Annotated in this window: 19 protein-coding genes; 16 read left to right on the forward strand and 3 right to left on the reverse strand. The window is 64.5% G+C overall.

The features are described 5' to 3' along the window. Nucleotides 1-127: 127 nt before the first annotated feature. The 13 genes from QYM46_RS04930 to QYM46_RS04990 all read left to right on the forward strand — a co-directional run bounded on the left by QYM46_RS04930 (nt 128) and on the right by QYM46_RS04990 (nt 13,125). Nucleotides 128-757: a hypothetical protein gene (locus QYM46_RS04930; protein WP_432791091.1), complete on the forward strand. Its 630-nt coding sequence runs from the start codon at nt 128-130 to the stop codon at nt 755-757. Further along, nucleotides 757-990: a helix-turn-helix domain-containing protein gene (locus QYM46_RS04935; RefSeq protein WP_432791092.1), complete on the forward strand. Its 234-nt coding sequence runs from the start codon at nt 757-759 to the stop codon at nt 988-990. The genes QYM46_RS04930 and QYM46_RS04935 overlap by 1 nt, the downstream gene beginning before the upstream one ends. A gap of 363 nt (nt 991-1,353) precedes the next feature. Continuing rightward, nucleotides 1,354-2,679, forward strand: a complete 1,326-nt coding sequence (locus tag QYM46_RS04940; protein ID WP_432791093.1) for an aspartate kinase — start codon at nt 1,354-1,356, stop codon at nt 2,677-2,679. Further along, on the forward strand, nt 2,676-3,728 hold the full coding sequence (locus QYM46_RS04945; protein ID WP_432791094.1) for an aspartate-semialdehyde dehydrogenase: 1,053 nt from the start codon (nt 2,676-2,678) through the stop codon (nt 3,726-3,728). The genes QYM46_RS04940 and QYM46_RS04945 overlap by 4 nt, the downstream gene beginning before the upstream one ends. A gap of 400 nt (nt 3,729-4,128) precedes the next feature. Next, a complete protein-coding gene (locus QYM46_RS04950) occupies nt 4,129-5,166 on the forward strand; it encodes a metal ABC transporter solute-binding protein, Zn/Mn family (RefSeq protein WP_169251568.1) in 1,038 nt (345 codons plus the stop codon). Between the two features lie 2 nt (nt 5,167-5,168). Continuing rightward, nucleotides 5,169-6,035, forward strand: a complete 867-nt coding sequence (locus QYM46_RS04955) for a metal ABC transporter ATP-binding protein (RefSeq protein WP_432791095.1) — start codon at nt 5,169-5,171, stop codon at nt 6,033-6,035. After that, nucleotides 6,035-6,943 carry a metal ABC transporter permease gene (locus QYM46_RS04960; RefSeq protein ID WP_432791096.1) on the forward strand — a complete coding sequence of 303 codons (909 nt, stop codon included), beginning with the start codon at nt 6,035-6,037 and terminating at the stop codon, nt 6,941-6,943. The genes QYM46_RS04955 and QYM46_RS04960 overlap by 1 nt, the downstream gene beginning before the upstream one ends. Before the next feature lie 88 nt (nt 6,944-7,031). After that, nucleotides 7,032-7,979, forward strand: a complete 948-nt coding sequence (locus QYM46_RS04965) for a metallophosphoesterase (RefSeq protein ID WP_432791097.1) — start codon at nt 7,032-7,034, stop codon at nt 7,977-7,979. A gap of 103 nt (nt 7,980-8,082) precedes the next feature. Beyond that, nucleotides 8,083-10,407, forward strand: coding sequence for a transglycosylase domain-containing protein (locus QYM46_RS04970; protein WP_432791098.1), 2,325 nt, complete (start codon nt 8,083-8,085; stop codon nt 10,405-10,407). Nucleotides 10,408-10,688: 281 nt separating this feature from the next. Then, nucleotides 10,689-10,844 (forward strand): hypothetical protein, encoded by a 156-nt coding sequence (locus tag QYM46_RS04975; protein ID WP_009883339.1) that lies wholly within the window; start codon nt 10,689-10,691, stop codon nt 10,842-10,844. Nucleotides 10,845-10,926: 82 nt separating this feature from the next. Then, entirely contained in the window at nt 10,927-11,400 is a 474-nt protein-coding gene (locus QYM46_RS04980; RefSeq protein ID WP_432791099.1) for a RidA family protein, read from the forward strand. Then, nucleotides 11,390-12,364, forward strand: coding sequence for a hypothetical protein (locus QYM46_RS04985; RefSeq protein ID WP_432791100.1), 975 nt, complete (start codon nt 11,390-11,392; stop codon nt 12,362-12,364). The genes QYM46_RS04980 and QYM46_RS04985 overlap by 11 nt, the downstream gene beginning before the upstream one ends. Further along, complete coding sequence (locus QYM46_RS04990; protein WP_432791101.1) at nt 12,361-13,125, forward strand: MBL fold metallo-hydrolase; 765 nt, start codon at nt 12,361-12,363, stop codon at nt 13,123-13,125. The genes QYM46_RS04985 and QYM46_RS04990 overlap by 4 nt, the downstream gene beginning before the upstream one ends. A gap of 137 nt (nt 13,126-13,262) precedes the next feature. Here the strand turns inward: QYM46_RS04990 and QYM46_RS04995 are convergent, their stop codons facing one another. Then, nucleotides 13,263-13,940 carry a Crp/Fnr family transcriptional regulator gene (locus tag QYM46_RS04995; RefSeq protein WP_025778077.1) on the reverse strand — a complete coding sequence of 226 codons (678 nt, stop codon included), beginning with the start codon at nt 13,938-13,940 and terminating at the stop codon, nt 13,263-13,265. 245 nt (nt 13,941-14,185) lie between these two features. On the opposite strand from QYM46_RS04995, the gene nth reads away from it, so the two are divergent. Both nth and QYM46_RS05005 read left to right on the forward strand, forming a co-directional pair. Further along, nucleotides 14,186-14,962 carry an endonuclease III gene (gene nth, locus QYM46_RS05000; protein WP_432791102.1) on the forward strand — a complete coding sequence of 259 codons (777 nt, stop codon included), beginning with the start codon at nt 14,186-14,188 and terminating at the stop codon, nt 14,960-14,962. Then, nucleotides 14,959-15,690, forward strand: coding sequence for an NUDIX hydrolase (locus tag QYM46_RS05005; RefSeq protein ID WP_432791103.1), 732 nt, complete (start codon nt 14,959-14,961; stop codon nt 15,688-15,690). The genes nth and QYM46_RS05005 overlap by 4 nt, the downstream gene beginning before the upstream one ends. A 95-nt stretch (nt 15,691-15,785) precedes the next feature. Here QYM46_RS05005 and QYM46_RS05010 read toward each other — a convergent pair whose 3' ends face one another. Together QYM46_RS05010 and acs are read right to left on the reverse strand one after the other, a co-directional pair. After that, a complete protein-coding gene (locus QYM46_RS05010; RefSeq protein WP_169251578.1) occupies nt 15,786-16,193 on the reverse strand; it encodes a phage holin family protein in 408 nt (135 codons plus the stop codon). A 177-nt stretch (nt 16,194-16,370) separates the two neighbouring features. Beyond that, complete coding sequence (acs, locus tag QYM46_RS05015) at nt 16,371-18,308, reverse strand: acetate--CoA ligase (RefSeq protein WP_432791104.1); 1,938 nt, start codon at nt 18,306-18,308, stop codon at nt 16,371-16,373. Nucleotides 18,309-18,644: 336 nt separating this feature from the next. On the opposite strand from acs, the gene QYM46_RS05020 reads away from it, so the two are divergent. Further along, on the forward strand, nt 18,645-21,185 hold the full coding sequence (locus QYM46_RS05020; protein WP_432791105.1) for a hypothetical protein: 2,541 nt from the start codon (nt 18,645-18,647) through the stop codon (nt 21,183-21,185). Nucleotides 21,186-21,254 lie beyond the last annotated feature (69 nt).

A 21,254-nucleotide genomic window follows, 5' to 3' on the forward strand; every position in this document is an offset into this window, starting at 1 on the left:
TGACACCATATCGATAATCGTGAAACATATTGATTATCGATATATCGACAAACGATAAGTCATCGAATGGGGCAGAGGTCAGAGGAATAGGCTCGCCAGCTCCTCGCCGAGACGGGAAGGCACAGTCATGACACCGACTGCAGAACAGAAGCCGGACGACGAACCACAGAAGCGCAAAGCTTTCGGCACAGGGTACGAACTCTGGATCGGTTTGGCGGTCGGGTTCTACGTCATCTACGCCGTCACTGACCTCGTCACACGAATGATCCACTCCGAAGTGGCGGTGACGGTGGACTTTTCCGAAGGCGCACAATCCTCGCTCGACGCCGGGACCGGAGCGGCATCGCTGACCGGGCTCACCGAGATCGTCGTTCCGACGGCCGACGTCTCGGCAGGAGCGGTGGTGCTCGTGATCATCGCCGAGGTCACTCTCATCCTCACGGTGTTGGCCGCCGCGATCTCCCTGGTGCCTGTCATCCGAGATATCGCAGCGGGAACACCCTTCACGCCTCGGGCATGCCGAGCGTTCGCGGCGTTCGAATGGATCGTGGCAATCGGGTGGATCCTGCATTTCGTCACCAAGATTCCCGGCGGCAACTGGATCTCCGCCGATATCGGCATTGCCGACGACGTGGGATCGGGGCTCACCGTCGTCCACGCCTTCCTCGTTCTCGGGATCGTCGGCGGCGCCGAACTGCTGCGGCGGTGCTTCAGGTCAGGACGCGCGGCTCAAGAAGAGCTCGAAGGACTCGTTTGATGGTCGAGGAATTCAACTCCGCCAAGGTCGTCTGCCACCTCGAGAGTCTGCTGACCCGGCGAGACATGAGCCTGACCGAACTGTCCAAGCGCGTCGGGGTCTCGCTGGCGAACCTCTCCGTGCTCAAGAACAACAGAGCGAAGGCCGTGCGCTACTCGACGCTCATCGCCCTGTGTGAGGTCCTCGACTGTCAGCCCGGTGACCTCTTCACGGTGGAGCGACGGTCAGACTGATCGTCAAGGGGAGCCCCCGTCGGCACGAAGCCGGCGAGCCGCCTCGGCGGGTGGATCCGGCGTTCCGCAGGCCACCATTTATAACGATTTCTGAGCAGGGGCTGAGTGCACGGTGACCAACCGCCGTCTCGCCCGTGTGCACGGTCATCGCGCGGGGTCGCAGGACTGGGCGTTCGGCCCGGTCAGGCGGTGTCTGAATGACGGGCGAAGGTGAACCGAAATGACCTACCTCATACAATGGTTCAGGTGCCGGGAGCCCGACACGGCTGAAATCCTGATCGATGCAGCACGAGACCTCCATGTTTGGAACCATGGAATCGATCGCCTGGCACGGAACTTATCAGCGATAAGGAAGATACTGCAGTGAGCATAGTCGTCCAGAAGTTCGGTGGGTCCTCGGTAGCCGATGCGGAATCGGTCAAGCGGGTGGCCAAACGAATTGTCGAGTACCGTCAAGCCGGCCACGAAGTAGTTGTCGTGGTCTCGGCCATGGGTGACAGTACCGATGATCTCATCGACTTGGCCCAACAGGTTTCCCCCATGCCCCCCGCCCGCGAACTCGACATGCTGCTGACCGCCGGTGAGCGCATCTCGATGGCGGTCCTGGCCATGGCGATCGCCAACCTCGGCTTCGAAGCCCAGTCCTTCACCGGTTCCCAGGCTGGAGTCATCACCGATGAGCAGTTCGGCAAGGCCCGCATCATCGACGTGACTCCCGGCCGCATCCGGTCCTCCCTCGACGATGGATACGTCGCCATCGTCGCAGGATTCCAGGGTGTGAGCCAGACCGCGAAGAACATCACCACCCTCGGCCGCGGCGGCTCGGACACCACGGCTGTGGCATTGGCCGCGTCGCTCGATGCCGATGTGTGCGAGATCTACACCGACGTCGACGGCGTCTTCACCGCCGACCCGCGCATCGTGCCCACGGCACGCAAGATCGATGAGATCGGCTACGAAGAGATGATGGAGATGGCCGCCTCGGGCGCCAAGGTCCTCATGCTCCGCTGTGTCGAATACGCGCGCCGCTACAACGTGCCCGTACATGTGCGGTCCTCATTCTCTCGCAACCAAGGAACCTGGGTGACCGATTCACCCATCCCCGAAGCCTTCCGCCAGGGCCGGGGTTCATCGATCCCGGCAGCGGAACCAGAAACGGAGTCCACCATGGAACAGGCAATCATCTCCGGCGTCGCCCACGACCGCTCGGAAGCCAAGGTCACGATCGTCGGTGTTCCCGATGTCCCCGGCAAGGCCGCTGAGATCTTCAAGACTCTGGCCAAGCAGGAGGCCAACATCGACATGATCGTCCAGAACATCTCCACCCGTGAACCGGGCAAGACGGACATCTCCTTCACCCTGCCCATGGACGACGGAGCCAAGGCGCTTGAAGCTCTCGACGCGGTGAAGGCCGAGATCGGTTTCGACCAGGTTCGCTACGACGACCAGATCGGTAAGCTCTCCGTCGTCGGCGCCGGAATGCGCTCGCACCCGGGCGTGACCGCGACCCTGTTCGAAGCGCTCAGCGAAGCCCAGGTCAACATCGACATGATCTCCACCTCGGAGATCCGCATCAGCGTCATCACCCGAGCAGACCTGCTCGACGACGCGGTCCGTGCCGCCCATGCCGCCTACGGACTCGACAGCGAAGACAACGAAGCAGTGGTGTACGGAGGTACCGGACGATGAGCGTCAATATCGGAGTAGTCGGAGCAACCGGCCAGGTCGGCGGAGTCATGCTCGACCTCCTGGCCGATGATCCCGGATTCGAGATCGGCTCTTTGAGGCTCTTCGCCTCGGCCCGTTCAGCCGGGAAGACGATCGACTTCAAGGGCCAGCCCATCACCATCGAAGATGCCGCCGAGGCGGATCCGAGCGGACTCGACATCGCTCTGTTCTCCGCCGGTGGGGCGACGTCCAAGGCGCAGGCGGAGCGTTTCGCCGCCGCCGGAGTCACCGTCGTCGACAACTCCTCGGCCTGGCGTTCGGACCCGGAGGTTCCGCTCGTCGTCAGCGAGGTCAACCCCGACGCCCTCGACGAGCCGCCCAAGGGAATCATCGCGAACCCGAACTGCACGACCATGGCCGCCATGCCCGTGCTCAAGGCACTCCATGACAAGGCCGGGCTGACCCGTCTCATCGTGGCCACCTACCAGGCCGTGTCCGGTTCGGGTCTGTCCGGAGTCGAGGAACTCGCCGGCCAGCTCGAAGCGGGTCTGCCCGATGCCCGCAAGCTCACCACCGATGGCACTGCGGTGAATCTGCCGGAGCCGAACAACTACGTCGAACCGATCGCGTTCAACGTCCTGCCGATGGCCGGATCGGTCGTCGACGACGGGCAGAATGAAACCGATGAAGAGAAGAAGCTACGCAACGAGAGCCGGAAGATCCTCGGACTGCCCGACCTCCTCGTCGCCGGCACCTGCGTGCGCGTGCCTGTCTTCACCGGACACAGCCTGAGCATCCACGCCGAATTCGACTCCGACATCAGCCCCGAACAGGCCGCCGAGATCCTGTCGCAGGCACCCGGAGTCTCCCTCGACGAGGTCCCGACCCCGCTCAAGGCCGCAGGTCAGAACGCCAGCTTCGTCGGTCGCATCCGCGCCGACCAGTCGGCGCCAGTTGGCAAGGGGCTCGTCCTCTTCGTCTCCAACGACAACCTGCGCAAGGGCGCGGCACTCAACACCGTGCAGATCGCTGCCCTGCTGGCTGCCAAGCTCGAAGCGAAGGCCGCCTGAGAAACTCTGCTGGTGCCCCCCGGTGTTGATCGGTGAGGCGAAGCGGCCGACGAACCGCCCGGAAGCACCCGCTTCCGGGCGGTTCGTCGTCTCCGGCGACTGTGCTCGACTGCCCATCAGACTCGTACAAGCGCAAGAGCGGACGGCACACGGCCCACGGAAAGTCGGCACTCGCGGCTTCGAAATTCATACGCCCTGATCAAGATCACCGCGTATGAATTCTGAAGCCGCTCATACACGCCATTCGGCCGAAAACCCCTGGGCGTACGCGCAGAGTGCTGAAAGGGGTGGGGACGTATAAAAGCGTTGCTATATATAAATATTTATATTAGTGCCGGACTTCTGATCTGAGTATCGTCGATGATGTTGTTTGATCCTCGATGCCTTAGAAAGGCTCCTCATGACATCTTCGCGAATCGCTCTCACCACCGGAGCCATCGCCGCTTCGACGGCCTTGGTCCTCAGCGGCTGCGGGGGAGGAGCCTCCGGTTCGGAATCGGGCGAGCTGCGGGTCGTGACCTCGACGAACGTCTACGCCGACATCGTCTCCCAAGTCGCCGGCGACTACGCCGAGGTGAGCCCGATCATCGATGATCCCAATCAGGACCCGCACTCCTACGAAGCGACCACCCAGGACCGCCTCAAGCTGTCGAAAGCCGACCTCGTCGTCGAGAACGGCGGCGGCTACGACGCCTTCATGACCACGATGCTCGAGGCTTCAGACGCCGATCCCGAGGTGATCGATGCCGTCTCGATCTCGGGATTGCCCGGATCCGAGGATCTCGGAAACGAACCTCATGACCACAGCCACGACGAAGACGAGGCTCAGGCCGGCGGACACACGCACGACGACGGCCACGAGCACTCCGATGAGGGCGACGACCATGAGGGGCATGACCACGGCGAGTTCAACGAACATGTCTGGTACTCGGTGCCCACGATGACCAAACTCGTCGATGAGGCGGCGATCCACCTCGGCGAGGCGGTGCCGGAGCACAAGGATGACTTCACCGCCAATGCCGATGAGTACAAGAAGAGCCTCGGCGAACTGCAGACGAAGATCGACGCGGCCAAGAAGGACCACGACGGTGAGAAGGTCGCGGCGACCGAGCCGGTGCCGCTGTGGCTGTTCGCCGATATGGGCCTGGAGAACATCACGTCGGACGAATTCCTCGAAGCCGTCGAAGAAGGCAACGATGTGCCGCCGCTCGTGCTCAAGGAAGCGGAGAAGCAGATCTCCGACGGCGAGGCGGTGCTGCTCGGATACAATACTCAGGCGGCAGGTCCCCAGGCGGAAGCGCTGAAGTCTGCCGCGGACGACTCCGATGTTCCGGTCGTCGACCTCGCCGAGACCATGCCCGACGGCGAGCATTACGTCGATTGGATGGACGGATACATCACCGATATTTCGACAGCACTCGAAGGACACAAGCACTGACTATGGCCAAAGAATCCGACGCTTCCGCACAACCTGCACCCCGGGAGCCGGTGATTCGACTGCGCGATGCCGAACTGCGCTTCGGCCCGCGGGTGCTCTGGCACGATCTCGACCTCGACGTCGCGCCGGGGGAGTTCCTCGCCGTGCTCGGCCCCAACGGCACAGGAAAGACGTCACTGCTCAAGGTGCTGCTGGGGCAGAACACACTGTCGGCCGGAACCGCCGAGGTCGATGGTCGGGAAGTGCATAAGGGCAACCCTGCCATCGGCTACATTCCGCAGCAGCGCGGAATCGACCCGCACACCCCGATGCGCGGCCGCGATCTGGTCCGTATGGGCATCGACGGTCACCGGTGGGGGATGGGCCTGCTGTCCCGGGGTCGGAAGAAGAAGGTCGAGGAACTCTTGGCCTCCGTCGGCGCCACCGACTATGCCGATGCCCCCGCCGGCACGGTTTCCGGCGGAGAGCTGCAGCGGCTGCGAGTGGCTCAGTCCCTGGCCAATGATCCCGCAGTGCTGCTCTGCGATGAACCGCTGCTGTCGCTCGATCTGCACCACCAGCAGGTGGTGGCCGCTCTGCTGCACGAACAGCGGGTCAAACGCGATGCCGCCGTCGTCTTCGTCACCCACGAGATCAACCCGATCCTGCCGTACGTCGACCGGGTCCTCTACATCGTCGGCGGGCATTTCCTCATCGGCACCCCCTCTGAAGTGATGACCACCGAATCGCTGTCCCGGCTCTACGGCTCCCCGGTCGAAGTGGTCCGCGTCGGCGGACGCCTCGTCGTCGTCGGCGGTGAAGAGGAGTGCGTCGACCACCACAATCTGCCCGATGACTCCTTCGACCTCGACGGGACGGTGGTGAACTGATGAGTGTTCCTGAGATCTTTGCCAACCTCTTCACCTTCGAGGACTACGGCGAACTCGTCGCGCTGCTGGCCAACTCGCTCATCGCCGCTGGGCTCCTCGGCGTCGTCGGAGGTCTCATCAGCGTCTTCGTCATGGCCCGCGACATTCCCTTCGCCGTTCACGGAGTCTCCGAACTCTCTTTCGCCGGTGCCGCCTTCGCTCTGCTCGTCGGTTTCGACGTCGTGACCGGGTCGATCGTCGGATCCATCGTCGCCGCTCTCATCATCGGCATCGGCGGGGCCAAGGATTCGGAGAAGAACGCGATCATCGGCGTCCTCATGCCCTTCGGCCTGGGCCTGGCGATCCTCTTCCTTGCCCTCTACGACGGGCGGGCGGCGAGCAAATTCGGGCTGCTCACCGGCCAGATCGTCGCCATCACTCCCGGCCAGATCCTCACTCTCATCATCTGCGCGCTGGCCGTGCTCGTGGTGTTGGCGATCGTGTGGCGTCCGCTCATGTTCTCCAGCCTCGACCCTGACGTGGCTCGGGCGAAGGGCGTGCCGGTCAGCGTGCTCACCATCGTCTTCATGCTCACCCTCGGACTTGCCGTGGCACTGAGCGTGCAGGTCGTCGGAGTCCTCCTCGTCCTTGCGCTGCTCATCACCCCGGCCGCCGCGGCGACTCAGCTCTCGGCCTCCCCGGTGTGGGTGCCGGTCCTCAGCGTGATCTTCGCCGTGACTGCCTCGGTCGGGGGCATCCTCATCGCCCTCGGTTCGCCGGTGGTGCCGATCAGCCCGTTCGTCACGACGATCTCGTTCCTCATCTACGTCATCTGCCGCCTCGTCGGTCGCCGCCGGATGAGATCCCTGCACCGCCGCCGCGCCCACCGTGCCGCCAAAGAACACAACACCCCCATCCCCACCCCCTGATTACTACCTGACGGCGGCCCAGCAACCTCGCGCGAGGTTGCTGGGCCGCCGTCAGGTAGCAATTGGGGGAGCGGATAGAGTTGGGGGAATGAAGAAGCGCGCTCTCCTCGCCGGTGCTCTTGCCGTTCCCGCGGCCGCCGGAATCTGGGGTGCGGTCATCGAACCGCACCTCTTCGCCATCCGCCGCCACACCCTGCCGATCCTGCCTGCCGGAGCCGAGCCCATCCGGATCCTCCACGTCGCCGACCTGCACCTGGCTCCCTGGCAGAAGCATCGCGCCGCCTGGGTCACAGCGCTCACTCGCCTCGAACCCGACCTCGTGGTCAATACTGGCGACAACCTCTCCGCCGACATCGTGCCCGAGGTCCTCGACGTCTACTCGGGACTCCTCAACATCCCCGGTGTGTTCGTCCTCGGGTCGAACGACTTCTTCTCCCCGCAGCTGAAGAACCCTGCGAAGTATCTGCGCTCACCGTCCCAGGTCAAGCACCGCGTCAACCCCGACCTCGACGTCAAGTCCCTCGTCCGCGGGTTCGAAGAACCGACATCCGCGTCGGTCTCCAGGGCCGGCGGGCAGGGATGGCATTCCCTCGACAACACCGAGGCGGCCCTGACGATCAAGGGCACCCGTATCCACTTCTCGGGCCTCGGCGACGCCCATATCGACCGTGATCGGATCCGCTGGAGTGGGGGAGAACCGGGGGAGGGCGACCTCGAGCATCCGCAATTCGATCCGTCGGCCGGTCTCAAAGTGGGAGTGACACATGCTCCGTATTCGCGGACCTTGGAGGCATTCGCCTCGGCGGGGGCGCATCTCATCATGGCCGGACACACGCACGGCGGACAGATCCGTGTGCCTTTCTGGGGCGCACCGGTGACGAACTGCGACCTCGATCGGACACGCGCACGCGGAGTTTTCCCTTACCGGCAGAGTCTCGTCACGATCTCCGCAGGACTCGGCTTCTCACCGTACTCACCAGTGCGTTTTGCCTGCCGACCGGAAGTCAGCGTCCTGGAACTCGTTGCAAGAGCCTAGGCCGTTCAGCGATTTCTGAAGATCTGCACAAGGCGAATTCGTTAAACTGACTACCATGGTGTCTCCTGAGTCAAACGCCCCACCCACAAAAATGGGCGCGTTCATGCAGTTCGTGGCCGTCAGTGCGGTGGCGGGAATCGTCGCGGCCGGTCTGGCCATTCCCGGCGTCGGCGTCGCAACAGCCAGTGCGAACAGTGCTGTCGAGATCTTCGATTCGCTTCCCGCTACCTTGGAGATCAAGGACCTCGGAGAGAAGTCGACGATGCTCGCCTCCGACGGTTCTGAGCTCGCGGAGTTCTACTGGCAGAACCGCCAGGAAGTGCCTCTCGATAAGATCTCGCAGGACATGCAGAACGCGACGATCGCGGTCGAGGACTACCGGTACTTCGAACACGGCGGTGTCGACATCGAAGGCATCGCTCGTGCAGCGGTGCACAATATGGTGTCCTCGACGACTCAGGGCGGATCGACGCTGACCCAGCAGTACGTGAAGAACGTGCTCGCAGAGAACGCGCACGCCGAGGACAACTCCGAAGGCGTGGCGGCGGCGAAGGAGTCCGAAGGCACTGCCGGCTACGCACGTAAGCTGCGCGAAGCCAAACTCGCTGTCGCGGTTGAGAAGAAGTACGACAAGAAGGAAATCCTCAACCGCTACATGAACATCAACAACTACTCGGGATCCCCGAACGTCTACGGCGTCGAAGCTGCCGCCTACCGGTATTGGGGAATCCACGCCAAGGATCTCAACATCCAGCAGTCGGCGATGCTCGCCGGAATCGTGCAGAACCCCTCGGCGTTCAACCCGCAGCGGTTCCCCGATCAGGTGCTCAAGCGTCGCAACACCGTGCTGGGACAGATGCTCAAGTACGATCACATCACGCAGAAGGAATACGACAAGGCGGTCAAGACCGACCTCGATCTCGATCTGCACGAGACGCCGAATGGCTGCTCCGCGGCGAAGAGCAAAGGCGAATTCTTCTGCAACTACGTACAGAACGTCATCATGAATGATGAGACCTTCGGGGATACTGCCGACGAGAGACTTGCATTCCTCCAACGCGGGGGCCTGACGATCAAGACCAGCCTCAATCCGGATATTCAGAAGATCGCGGACAAAGAGGTCAAGAAGCGCGTCCCCGTCGGCGACCCCTCCGGCGCCGGACATGCCCTGGTGACGATCGAACCGGGAACCGGTGAAGTCATCGCAATGGCAGAGAACCGTGAGTACACCGCGGGAGAAGTCAAGAAGAAGGACAAGAACAAGAAGACCTCGATCAACTACACCGTCGACAAGAAGCACAACGGCGGCGGCGGATTCCAGGTCGGTTCGACGTGGAAGCCCTTCGTGCTCACGGCTTGGCTGAAGGAAGGCAAGAGCCTCAACACCACGGTCAATGCGACGAAACGCAACTTCCCGGCAAGCTCCTGGAAGTACGACGGTTGTCCGAACATGGCCGGAGACTGGGACCCGAACAACGCCGGCGACGGCGAAGGCAAGGGCTCAATGACCGCGCTCGAGGCAACGAAGAATTCCGTCAATACGGGCTACGCGGCCATGGGCAACCAGATGAACATGTGCGACATCATGGACACCGCGATGGATCTGGGCATCCGCTACGGAAGCGGTGAGACCCTGGACTATGAAGACAAGTCCGGCTTCATCCAGGCCCTGTCCCCGTCGTCGATCCTCGGAACGACGGAGACCACGCCCATCGCCATGGCCGCGGCGTTCGCCACCTTCGCCAACGAGGGTGAGTTCTGCGGTCCCAAACCAATCCTCGAGATCAAGGACCGCAAGGGCGAGAAGCTCGACCTGCCGGGTGAAGGCTGCAAGCGAGTCCTGTCGAAGGATGTGGCCAGGGGCGTCGCCTACGCACTGACGCAGACGTTCAACGGCGGTACGACCAGTCAGCTGAAAATCGGCGTCCCGGCCGGTGCGAAGACCGGTACGACGAACTTCGAGGTCGGTCACACCTGGCTGCTCGGGTTCACAAAGACCCTGTCGACCGCGGTCTGGACGGGAGACCCGAGCGGTACGCATGACTGGCGCACGAACGGTGCCGGCGCTGTTCGCGGCCACATCTACGGTGCCACGATCTCCGGTAAGACCTGGCAGGCGTATATGAGCCAGGCAGTCAAGGAGACCAAGGGCAACACCGGCTTCCCGAAGCCCAGCAGCAAGTTCTTCCAGGGCGGTGGGTCCGGTGGAGGCAGCTCCTCGTCCGGCACGAACCGCAGTGGAGGCGGCGGTGGCGGCAGCCAAGGCAACGGCGGAACCGGCGGCGGAGGCACCGGCGGAAACGGCGGAAACGGTGGAGGCGGCAACTCCGGAAACAACGGAGGCGGCGGCAACAACGGCGGCGGAAACGGCGGTGGCAACAACGGTGGCAACGACGGCGACGAAGCTCCCGGCCTCGGCGGCAACTGAACCGGTGACCTCGTGACCGTGACCGGCTGATAGAAGCCATCGGACACCGTTCCTGTGAAGGCGGGGAGGACCAGATCCTCCCCGCCTTCACAGTCCCGTGTGCCTGCAGGCCCGCACCCACTTGAGCCGAGCACACGGCCGTCACGGAACGCAGGTGCCCGGCTCGCCCGGTCTGGGCTAGTGTGGGGAACGGACCAGCGTCGTCGATCAGATCAGAGATAGTCGGCACACCGGATCACTTTCGGACCGCCTCGGCGACGCATCTACAACTGAGGAGAATCATGACCAAGTGGGAATACGTCACCGTGCCGCTCATCGTCCATGCGACGAAGCAGATCCTCGACCAGTGGGGTGAGGACGGATACGAACTCGTGCAGGTCGTCCCGGGTCCTGACAACAACGGACTCGTGGCCTACCTCAAACGACCGAAGGAATGATCCGATTCCGGCACCGAGGCGGCTGCTGAGCATCCCCGCACCACCATCACCCTCCTGACCACCTACGTCGAAAAGAGCAACCATGTCGAAGACCCTTGAGCGTCTGACCGAACTCGGCCTCGAACTGCCCGAGATCGCCACCCCTGCCGGCGCCTACGTCCCTGCACTGCGCACCGGGAACTACGTCTTTACCTCCGGCCAACTTCCGGTTGTCGACGGCAAACTGCCCGCCACCGGACACCTGGGCACGGACGTCGACCTCGACACCGGCTACCAGCTGGCACGCACAGCCGGGCTCAACGCCCTTGCCGCTATCGCCGGAGTCATCGCCGACCTCGATCAGATCGTGCGCGTCGTCAAGGTCACCGGCTTCGTCAACTCCGCCGATGACTTCACCCAGCAGCCGGCCGTCATCAACGGCGTGTCCGAACTCTACGGCGAGATCTTCGGAGACCGCGGGCAGCACGCCCGCAGCGCTGTCGGCGTGAACACCCTGCCGCTGGGCACCCCCGTCGAGGTCGAAGTCATCGTCGAGGTCTCAGGCGATGCCGCTTAGCGGACGCACTCTTCCCGTCTCGTCGGAACTGCGGTGGCTGCTCGACCACTGGCAGTCCGACGGACGGTGGCCCGTCCCCGAAGCCCCGCGCCCCACCTCGGCGATCGTGCTGATCCGGGACTCCGCGGACGGGCTGGAACTCTTCATCACCCGGCAGCTCGACGCTCGCGGCGTCGAAGACCGCAACCGGTGGGCATTTCCCACCAGCAGCCTGCGCCCGGGAGATGTGCGGAAGCTGCCTCTGGCCGGATGGAATTCGGCCCGGTGCGCGCGTGCGCTGAGCATCGAGAACAAATCCCGCGCCCTTCACCACTTCTCCGCGGCCGCCCGCATCACCTTCGCCGCCACCGGAATCCTGCTCGCCGAGGATGTCGACCGGGAGATCGTGGCCTCACCGCAGACAGACTGGCACACCACCCGGTCGAGGCTGTTCTCGAACGAGGTGTCCTGGTCGCAGGTCCTACGCGACCGTGACCTGCGGCTGCGTCCCGATCTGTGCAAACCGTGGTTGCGCTGGATCAACACTCCCACCCAGCTGCACCGGTTCGACACCACCTACTTCATCGCCACCGTCCCCTTCGGCCAGGAAGTCGACTTCCTGTCCCCGAACGAGACCTCCGCCGGCTGGAAACGCCCCGGACAGATCCTCGCCGAGGTGGGTGGGGACCCCAACCGCATCAGCGCGGCCGCCCGCATCATCGTCGAAAGCCTCACCGGGGTCCCGTCTGTGGGGGCGGCCATGGCACAGATCCGCAACGTTCACCCGCTGCGGCCGGAGATCATCGCCGAAGACGGCGATTGGAAAGTGGTCATCCACACCGGCAAGGACCCTCACAGCAAAGGCAGTCTGCGCGACCGTGCGGTTGCCGTCGGCGAGACCGACACCGACCAGAACCCCGGCTTCCTGACCTTCAGCGGCGATGACGACGACGAAACGACAGACGAGGAGAGCGACGACTCATGAGAATCCGTGCGAACAATCCCAGCCCGATGACCCTGACCGGAACGAACACCTACGTGCTCACCAGTCAGGACGACACCTCCGCGGTCGTCATCGATCCCGGACCGGAGATGGCCGATCACCGTGAGAATTTCCTCGCCGAGGTGGCCGACCGTGATCTGGCGGCGATCGTTCTCACCCACCAGCACGCCGACCATTCCGAGATGCTCGGAAGCATCGACCAGTGGGCCCCTGAGGTGCCCGTCTATGCTGTGCTCGAGCGTTTCGCCCGGCACACGGATCCCGTGGTCGACGGCGACGAGGTCGCCTTCGGCGGCACCCCGGCGGATGTCCTGCGCGTCGTCGCCACCCCCGGCCACACGAGCGACAGCATCAGCCTCATCCACTCCGGTGCCCTCTACAGCGGCGATACGATCCTGGGGGAGGGGACGACGATCGTCACCCACCCGGAAGGTTCGCTGCGTGACTACCTGAATTCCCTCGACCGGTTGAGAGAACTGCTCGACGCCGGTGAGTTCGCGATCATCGAGCCGGCCCACGGCGAGCGTATCGACGCACCCGCCGAGGTGATCGACTACTACCGGTCCCACCGACTCGAACGCATCGAGCAGGTCAAAGCGGCACTCGAGCAGGGAGCGAGCACCGCCTCGGGGGTCTGTGACATCGTCTACCACGACGTCGATGACAGCGTGCGGCCGGCAGCCGAACAGATCGTCAAGGCCCAGCTGGCCTACCTCGACGCTCTGCCCGCAGCCGATGCCTGAAGCACGCCGCTGACGCGACAGCCACTTCGACGGCGAGCGCCGGTCACGTCGCACAATTGTCCCGACCAGGACGAACGCCCCAGCCGAAGCGGCTGGGGCGTTCGTGCGCTGTGGCGGTTACGACGCCGCGAGGAGGATCAGCGGGCGCGGTTGCGCATCCTGTCCATGTCGAGGATGACGACGGAGCGAGCCTCGAGACGGATGAAGCCGCGGGCGGCGAAGTCAGCCAGCGCCTTGTTCACGGTCTCACGGGAGGCGCCGACGAGCTGAGCGAGCTCTTCCTGGGTGAGGTCGTGAGCGACGAGCACACCGTCGGGTGCCGGCTTCGAGAAGCGGGCTGCCAGGTCGAGCAGGGCCTTGGCGACACGGCCGGGCACGTCGGAGAAGACGAGGTCGCCGACGGTCTCGTTCGTGCGGCGCAGACGCTGGGCGAGAGCCTTGAGCAGGTTCATCGCGGCCTGCGGGCGCTCGTTGAGCCAGGTGGTGAGGTCCTCGTGCCTGAGGCTGAGCAGCTCCGACTGGGAAACCGCGGTGACAGAGGTCGAACGTGGGCCGGGATCGAAGAGGCTGAGCTCGCCGATGATCTCGCCCGGGCCGACCACGGACAGCAGGTTCTCACGGCCATCGGAGGACTCGCGGCCGATCTTGAGCTTGCCCGAGGAGACGATGTAGAGCTCGTCACCGGCATCGCCCTCATGGAAGAGCACGGTTCCCCGACGGAGACTCCGCGGGTTCATGAACTTCATCAATGCACTGGTGGCTTCATCGTCCAGACCTGCGAAGAGCGTCGCGCCCCGCACCACTTCAATATCCACTGGTTCCTCCTTGTCGTGATAATCACACATAAATCTACCTGGTCATCTGCATCGATACCAGCAAAGACGCGGGAGTGTGGCCCATCAGTCTGAAAACCTCTGCCGCATCGCCCGACGCGACTCCCGACCTCACCGTTTCCGCAGACGGTCGCGTCCCGGCGCGCGGATCCGGGCACACATGCCTGAGCCGAGGGTGTGACCGGCGTGACTGCGGAATGGCGGGGCACGGATTAGGATGGTGAGTCGTGTTGACTGTGGCAGAGAAGAGCGCGCGGAAGTTCGCGAAGGAGACCCTGCTGGGGCGGACCCGCCGGGCCCGGAAGATCCATCGCATCCTCGCCGAGGTGTATCCGAACGCGAAATGCGAGCTCGACTTCGAGACTCCGTTCCAGCTGCTCATCGCCACCGTCCTGTCCGCTCAGACCACCGATATCCGCGTCAACTCGGTCACCCCGAGCCTCTTCGCCGCCTTCCCCGACGCTCATGCCCTGGCCGTGGCCAATCTCATCGAGGTCGAGGAGCACATCCGCTCCACCGGGTTCTACCGGGCGAAGGCCCGCAACATCGTCAAGCTCGCGAACGAACTCGTCGACGAGTACGACGGTGTGGTGCCGAACAAGTTGGACAAGCTCGTCAAGCTCGCCGGAGTCGGGCGCAAGACCGCGAACGTCGTCCTCGGCAACGCCTTCGACACTCCAGGACTGACCGTCGACACCCATATGGGACGGTTGGCGCGCCGCTTCGGGTGGACGGAGGAGACCGATGCCGTCAAGGCCGAACATGAGATCGCGGCCCTGTTCCCGAAGAAGGACCTCACCATGCTCTCGCATCGGGTGATCTTCCACGGCCGCCGCATCTGTCATTCCCGCAAGCCCGCTTGTGGAGCCTGCCCCCTGACCGCGCTGTGCCCCTCGTTCGGCATCGGGGAGCTCGACCCGGAGAAGGCACGCGCCATGCTCCGGTTCGAAATGGCACCCTTGGCCACTCCCGCCGAGGAGGCTGTCGCCGAGGACGGACCGTGAGCGCCCGAATCCCCGACCTTCCACCCGAATCGGCGACGATCGCCGATGGAGCCCTGCGCGGGCAGCTCGAAGCCCTCGCCGTCTCGCACGGGTCCCCGCTGTGGCTGCGCCGACAGAAGGGAACGGCCGAGGCTGCCGCCCGTGACGCCGCCGTGCTCATGCTCTTCGGGCGTGGGGGAGAAGCCCGCACCGAGGCGGGAGAAGCACAAGAGAAGCGCCTGACCGAACTCGGCGTCGCCGATGTCGACATCGTGCTCCTCCAGCGGGCTGCGACCTTGCGCCATCATCCCGGCCAGGTCGCCTTTCCCGGAGGGGGCCGTGACCCCGAAGACGATTCCATGGCGGCCGCCGCACTGCGTGAAGCGGAGGAAGAGGCTGGAATCGCCCCGGACACCGTCGAAGTGCTCGGAGAGATGGATCCGCTCTATATCCCGGTTTCGAAGTTCGAGGTGACACCGGTGGTCGGCTATTGGCGTCAGCCCGGTCGGGTGCATGTGATGGATCAGCGGGAGTCGTATTCTGTCTACCGGGTGGCCATCGCCGATCTCGTCGCCCCTGCCAATCGCGGCACCTTCTCCCGTCCCGATCTGAAGATCTCGACCCCGGCCTTCGACGTCGGAGTGCTCAAGGTCTGGGGCTTCACTGCCGGCATCCTCGATTTCGCCCTCGACCACCTCGGCTGGGCGGGCGCATGGGACAAGACGGCTCCAATCGCGATCGATTTCTGAGACATCGATTTCTGAGGCAGATGCGAAGGCGGCGCCGGACTTGATGTCCGGCGCCGCCTTCGTTCCTGCCGCGGTTCTCAGTATCGCAAGGAGTGTCAGTACCTGGGTCCCGAGGGGTTCTTCACTGCGCGCTTGACGGAGGCCACCAGCGACTTGGCCGAGCCGATCGCGGTGCCGGGAACCGGGTTGCCCTTCTTGAACAGCGGAAGGGCGATGAGAACGAGGACGATCGCGATGACGGCGAGGATACCGAAGACGATGAGGAAGCTGCCCCACCACGGCCAGCCCAGTCCCTCATGGAATGCGGCCGCACCGGCGAAGATCACCATGAACGAGGACAGGAAGAGCAGGAAGAGAGCGACAACGGCCAGTCCGGCTCCGATGCCCAGGTTCTTCGCGCCGGCAGTGGCTTCGGCCTTGGCGAGGGCAATCTCTTCTTCGGCGATCGCTTTGGAATCGTCGCTGATGCCTTTGATCAGTTCGCTGATGGACCGTTCGGCCATGAGAGCTCCTAAATCGAGAACGAGGACAATCTAACTTAAGAGTAGTCTGATCGCGCCCTGCGGCCAAAGGCGAATCGGCGGGGAACCTGGAAAACCCGTCGGATCCCGACGACGGCCGCTATGCGGCAGGGCCGTCTGTCACCGACGGGTCATCCGACCTCGGCCTCAGAGCGAGGTTCAGGCTTCTGCGACGGACTTTTCGATCTGGTCCATCACCGAGGCATCGGCGAGGGTCGACGTATTGCCGACCTCGCGGTTCTCGGCAACGTCCTTGAGCAGGCGACGCATGATCTTGCCGGAGCGGGTCTTGGGCAGGTCCGTGACGATGTGGACCTTCTTCGGCTTCGCGATGGGGCCGATGTCCTTGCCCACATGCTGACGCAGCTCCTCAGCGGTCTCTGGCGAGTCCTCGACTCCATTGGAGACGATGACGAACGCGACGACGGCCTGACCGGACGTATCGTCGGCAGCGCCGACCACAGCCGCCTCGGCGACCTTGGGATGCGCGACGAGCGAGGACTCGATCTCTGCGGTGGACAGGCGGTGACCGGACACATTCATCACATCGTCGACGCGGCCGAGGAACCAGATGTCCCCGTCCTCATCGCGGCGGGCCCCGTCGCCGGCGAAGTACGTGTCTTCGAACCGCGACCAGTAGGTCTCCTTGAAGCGCTCCGGGTCTTTCCAGATCCCGCGCAGCATCGACGGCCATGGGCGGCGGATGACGAGCAGCCCGCCTTCGGGGCCGGCCGGGTTCTCACCCGAATCATCGACGACATCGACGGAGATGCCGGGAATCGGACGCTGTGAGGAGCCGGGCTTGGTCGACAGTACGCCGGGCAGGGGAGCGATCATATGGGCCCCGGTCTCGGTCTGCCACCAGGTGTCGACGATCGGGCAGCGCTCACCGCCGATGACGCGGTGGTACCAGCGCCAGGCCTCGGGGTTGATCGGTTCGCCGACGCTGCCGAGCAGGCGCAGACTGGACAGATCGTACTTCGCCGGGATCTCCTCGCCCCACTTCATGCACGTGCGGATCGCCGTCGGGGCGGCATAAAGGATCGTGGCCTTGTACTTCTCGATGATCTCCCACCAGCGACCCTGATGCGGAGTGTCCGGGGTGCCTTCGTAGATGATCTGAGTGGTGCCGGCGGCCAGTGGGCCGTAGGCGACATAGGAGTGACCGGTGACCCAGCCGACGTCGGCGGTGCACCAGAAGACATCCGTCTCGGGCTTGATGTCGAAGACCGCTTTCATCGAGTACAGCACCTGAGTGAGGTAGCCGCCGGTGGTGTGGAGGATGCCCTTGGGTTTTCCTGTCGTCCCGGAGGTGTAGAGGATGAACAGGGGGTGCTCCGAGTCGAAGAACTCGCATTCGTGTTCGTCGCTGGCCCGGCCGACGGAATCCTCCCACCACTGGTCGCGGCCTTCGACCCAATCGACGTCCTGTCCGGTGCGCTTGACGACGAGAACGTGCTCGACCGGAGTGTCACCCCGGGAGATCGCTTCGTCGACGGCCGGCTTGAGGCTCGTGGGCTTGGCGCGACGGTAGCTGCCGTCGGCGGTGATGACGACGCGGGCTTCGGCGTCGATGATGCGCGAGTGCAGTGCATCGGCGGAGAATCCGCCGAAGACGACCGAATGTGCAGCACCGAGGCGAGCGCAGGCGAGCATCGAGATCACGGCTTCGGGAATCATCGGCAGGTAGATGGCGACCCGGTCGCCGCTCTTGACGCCGAGGTCGGTCAGCGTGTTCGCCGCCTTCGACACCTCGGCGAGAAGTTCGGCATAGGTGAAAGCACGGGAATCGCCCGGTTCGCCTTCGAAGTTGATGGCCACCCGGTCGCCGTTGCCGGCGAGGACGTGGCGGTCGAGGCAGTTATAGGCGACATTGAGCTTCCCGCCGACGAACCATTTCGCGAACGGCGGATTCGTCCAATCGAGGACCTCATCGAAGTCCTCGTGCCAGTCGACGAGCTCGCGGGACTGCTCGGCCCAGAAGCCCAAGTAGTCTGCCTCGGCACGTTCGTATTCGTCGGCCTTGACGTTGGCGTCTGAGGCGAACTGCTCAGGCGGGGCAAACGTCTCTGTCTGCTCGGCAGCGGTTTCGGTCATGCTTTCCCTCCGACTTCCTTGGTGGATCGAAAATTCTAGTTGCACTGTATACCGGTGGTCGGGGGCAGTGGAGGGCAGTTTCATCCGATGAACGGGGAAATCGGGGGTAGCCGCCGCGCAATTGTCGTGGTATGGGTCACATGGCTTCGACGGTGATGAGGTCACCGAAGAGCCTCCTCGGTGCGGGAATGCGCGGTTCCCGACGTGCCTGAGAAAGCGCGTATGAGTGCACAGGAGGCCTGTGTTCTGCAAGGATGGGGTCAGAGTCCGTCGGGATCCGACCCGCGCGGACACGGAAACACTGTTACCTTTCCCCGAGATCGACTGGAGTCAGCGATGAGTTCGCCGCAGCATCCAACCGGGTCCGGGCCACAGCCGTGGCAGGATCAGCCCCCGCAGTACCCGGGTCAGAACGCGCAGCAGCCCGGTGGTCAGCCGCCAGCCTACGGGTCGGGACCGGGACAGTTCGGTGCGGCTCCCGCGCCGGCCTATGGTTCCGCACCCGGGCCCTATGGTTCGGCACCCGGACAGCCCGCCGCGCAAGGACCCTATGGATCGGCTCCGGCCCAGTACGGGTCGGGACCCGGACCATACGGTTCTGCTCCCGGGCAGTACGGATCGGCACCGGGACCGTACGGCTCAGCGCCGGGCCAGGGTCAGTTCGGCCAAGCGCCTGCGCCCAAGCGGAAGACCGGCCCGGGAATCCTCGGCCCGTTGACTCTGCGCGATCTCTTCCTCCTCTTCGCCGGTCTGCTCGCCTTCATCGCCCTGTTCGTGCCCTACCGCAGCTACAGCTACGGCTTCGGACATGAGACGACGACTCTGTGGCATTGGAACGTCGCGGATATGGGCGCGCTCGTATTCGGGGTGCTCACGATCCTGCTCCTCGTGGCGGCCGTACTCGTCAACAAGCTCGGCAGCAGCCGACTGCGGGTCGGATCCCTCAGCCTCGACCAATTCATCTCCGTGCTCTCGGCGATCGCCTTCACCTATGTGTTCATCGACCTGCTCACCTCGGCGGTCTACTGGCATGTGGGCTCGTACCTGACGTTCTTCGCCGGGCTCATCGCATTCTTCGCCGGTGTGTTCACGATGCTGCCGTTCTTCGCCAAGGAATTCGCCGGCCGCGAGGACATCGAAACCCATCCGAAGGCTCGCCCCGTCACCAAGCACACCCAGCATCCGGCACCAGTGGCCAATGTGCCCGGTGCGACCGGACCGGGTGCCGGCGCACCCGGATTCGCACCGTATGGTGCCGCTCCGGCCGGTGCAGGACAGAAGGGACCCGGCCAGCCGTCTCCGTTCGGTCAGCCGGGCGGCCCGGGACAGTCCGGCCAGCCGACTCAGTTCGGTGCGCCGGGACAGTCGGGCCAGTCGACTCAGTTCGGTGCGTCAGGACAGTCGGGTCAGTTCGGCGGTCGGGGACAGTCGGACCAGTTCGGCGGCCCGGGACAGTCGGGTCAGCCTGCACAGCAGGGTCAGCAGGACCAGTTCGGTCAGTCGGGTCATTTCGGCGGTCCGGAACAGCAGAACCAGCCCAGCCCCTACGCTCCGCCGCAGGAGCAGGACGCCGAGCGTTCTGCCAGCTCCTTCGCCGCACCTGCCGGCACCTCGGAGGCGGGCGCTGCGCCCGGATACGAGGACGCGACAACTGATCAGGCCTCGGCCGACGGACCGGTGCACAGCACCGGTGACGGTCAGACCTATCTGGGCCGTCGCGATTCGGACGCCCCGCAGCATTCGCAGAGCGAACCGACTCAGACATTCGGAGTCGGAGCCGGCCGGCCGCAGGCCGATGCGGCCGACGGTCAGCCCACCGGCGCGAGCGGCCAGGCCGCTGAAGCCGAGGCCCAGCCCACCGAGACAGGAGACAAGACACACCCGGGCGCTGCGGCCGCTGCTGCAGGCGCCGGGGTGATCGGCGCCGGTGCTGCCGGTGTCGCCGCCGCACACTCGGACTCCGAACGTCGGCGTGGCCGCCACGCCGCTCCCGAATCGGAGACCGACTCCGTGCCGGCTGCTGAGACCGATGCGGCGAACGAGGACACGTCTGCGGACAGGTCCATGGCCGCCTCGGCGAAGGAGGACGACACCCCGACGGTCGTGTCGCCGGCCGAGAGCAGCGACCTGGTCTCCAAGGTCAACGCGAAGTCCTCGGATACGAACTCCGCAGAAGACACAGAAGTCGCCGGCGCGGGATCGGCTGCACAGTCCTCGACCGCCTCGCCATCGGATTCTTCGGCCTCGACCGACGAAGCCCCGGTGCAGGGTCAAGACGACGATGCGAATGTCCGCTCCACCGAGGCTACGGTTGTCAGCACTCCGGCCGATGACACGGCGTCTGCGGGCGATGACACGGCAACTGCTGGCGACGACACGGCGGGGGACGACGACGGGCAGGCGACCGCTGTGATGGAGCCGGCCACCAGTGCGGAGCGGACGATCGCTCCCGAAAGCGAAGAGCCGACTCAGTACGTTCCCGTCGCCGACTATGCCAACCGTCCGGAGACCGACGGGCGCCCGGACAGCTCGACCGACGAGACCATGGCGCAGACGGCCGTCGACAACCAGCCGGTGCCCGCCGATGCCGGTCAGAACCGGTCTGCTGATGAGCAGAACAACGGCCGGAACGCCGGTCAGGACAACGGTCAGGCACAGAACCAGGACGGTGGACGCCCCATCATCCAGGCGTTCTGGTTCGCCGTTCCCGAGCCGCGCGAAGCCGTGGACGAGACCACCGGAATGCCGGTGTTCACGATCTACCCCGGCGACTGGTACCTCAGTCTCGAGGACAACGGATCCTCGTTCAAGGTCCGCGACTCCGACGGCAGCACCACCGGTGTCCTGCGCAATATCGAAGGAATCCAGCGCGGCTGATTCGGTCCGGCTTCCACTCGCACGTCAGCGCTGTGGACACGCCGCGGTCGAGCCGGTGCCCATCGGCAC

Source organism: Brevibacterium sp. K11IcPPYGO002 (assembly GCF_050920635.1).
Lineage (GTDB): Bacteria > Actinomycetota > Actinomycetes > Actinomycetales > Brevibacteriaceae > Brevibacterium.

Coding starts and splice junctions, on each gene's coding strand:
- QYM46_RS04985 (WP_432791100.1), top strand. CDS start 11,390: ATGCCGCTTAGCGGACGCACTCTTCCCGTCTCGTCGGAACTGCGGTGG.
- QYM46_RS04970 (WP_432791098.1), top strand. CDS start 8,083: ATGCAGTTCGTGGCCGTCAGTGCGGTGGCGGGAATCGTCGCGGCCGGT.
- QYM46_RS04955 (WP_432791095.1), top strand. CDS start 5,169: ATGGCCAAAGAATCCGACGCTTCCGCACAACCTGCACCCCGGGAGCCG.
- QYM46_RS04945 (WP_432791094.1), top strand. CDS start 2,676: ATGAGCGTCAATATCGGAGTAGTCGGAGCAACCGGCCAGGTCGGCGGA.
- QYM46_RS04980 (WP_432791099.1), top strand. CDS start 10,927: ATGTCGAAGACCCTTGAGCGTCTGACCGAACTCGGCCTCGAACTGCCC.
- QYM46_RS05020 (WP_432791105.1), top strand. CDS start 18,645: ATGAGTTCGCCGCAGCATCCAACCGGGTCCGGGCCACAGCCGTGGCAG.
- acs (WP_432791104.1), bottom strand. CDS start 18,308: ATGACCGAAACCGCTGCCGAGCAGACAGAGACGTTTGCCCCGCCTGAG.
- QYM46_RS04950 (WP_169251568.1), top strand. CDS start 4,129: ATGACATCTTCGCGAATCGCTCTCACCACCGGAGCCATCGCCGCTTCG.
- QYM46_RS04965 (WP_432791097.1), top strand. CDS start 7,032: ATGAAGAAGCGCGCTCTCCTCGCCGGTGCTCTTGCCGTTCCCGCGGCC.
- QYM46_RS05010 (WP_169251578.1), bottom strand. CDS start 16,193: ATGGCCGAACGGTCCATCAGCGAACTGATCAAAGGCATCAGCGACGAT.
- QYM46_RS04990 (WP_432791101.1), top strand. CDS start 12,361: ATGAGAATCCGTGCGAACAATCCCAGCCCGATGACCCTGACCGGAACG.
- QYM46_RS04930 (WP_432791091.1), top strand. CDS start 128: ATGACACCGACTGCAGAACAGAAGCCGGACGACGAACCACAGAAGCGC.
- QYM46_RS04960 (WP_432791096.1), top strand. CDS start 6,035: ATGAGTGTTCCTGAGATCTTTGCCAACCTCTTCACCTTCGAGGACTAC.
- QYM46_RS04935 (WP_432791092.1), top strand. CDS start 757: ATGGTCGAGGAATTCAACTCCGCCAAGGTCGTCTGCCACCTCGAGAGT.
- QYM46_RS04975 (WP_009883339.1), top strand. CDS start 10,689: ATGACCAAGTGGGAATACGTCACCGTGCCGCTCATCGTCCATGCGACG.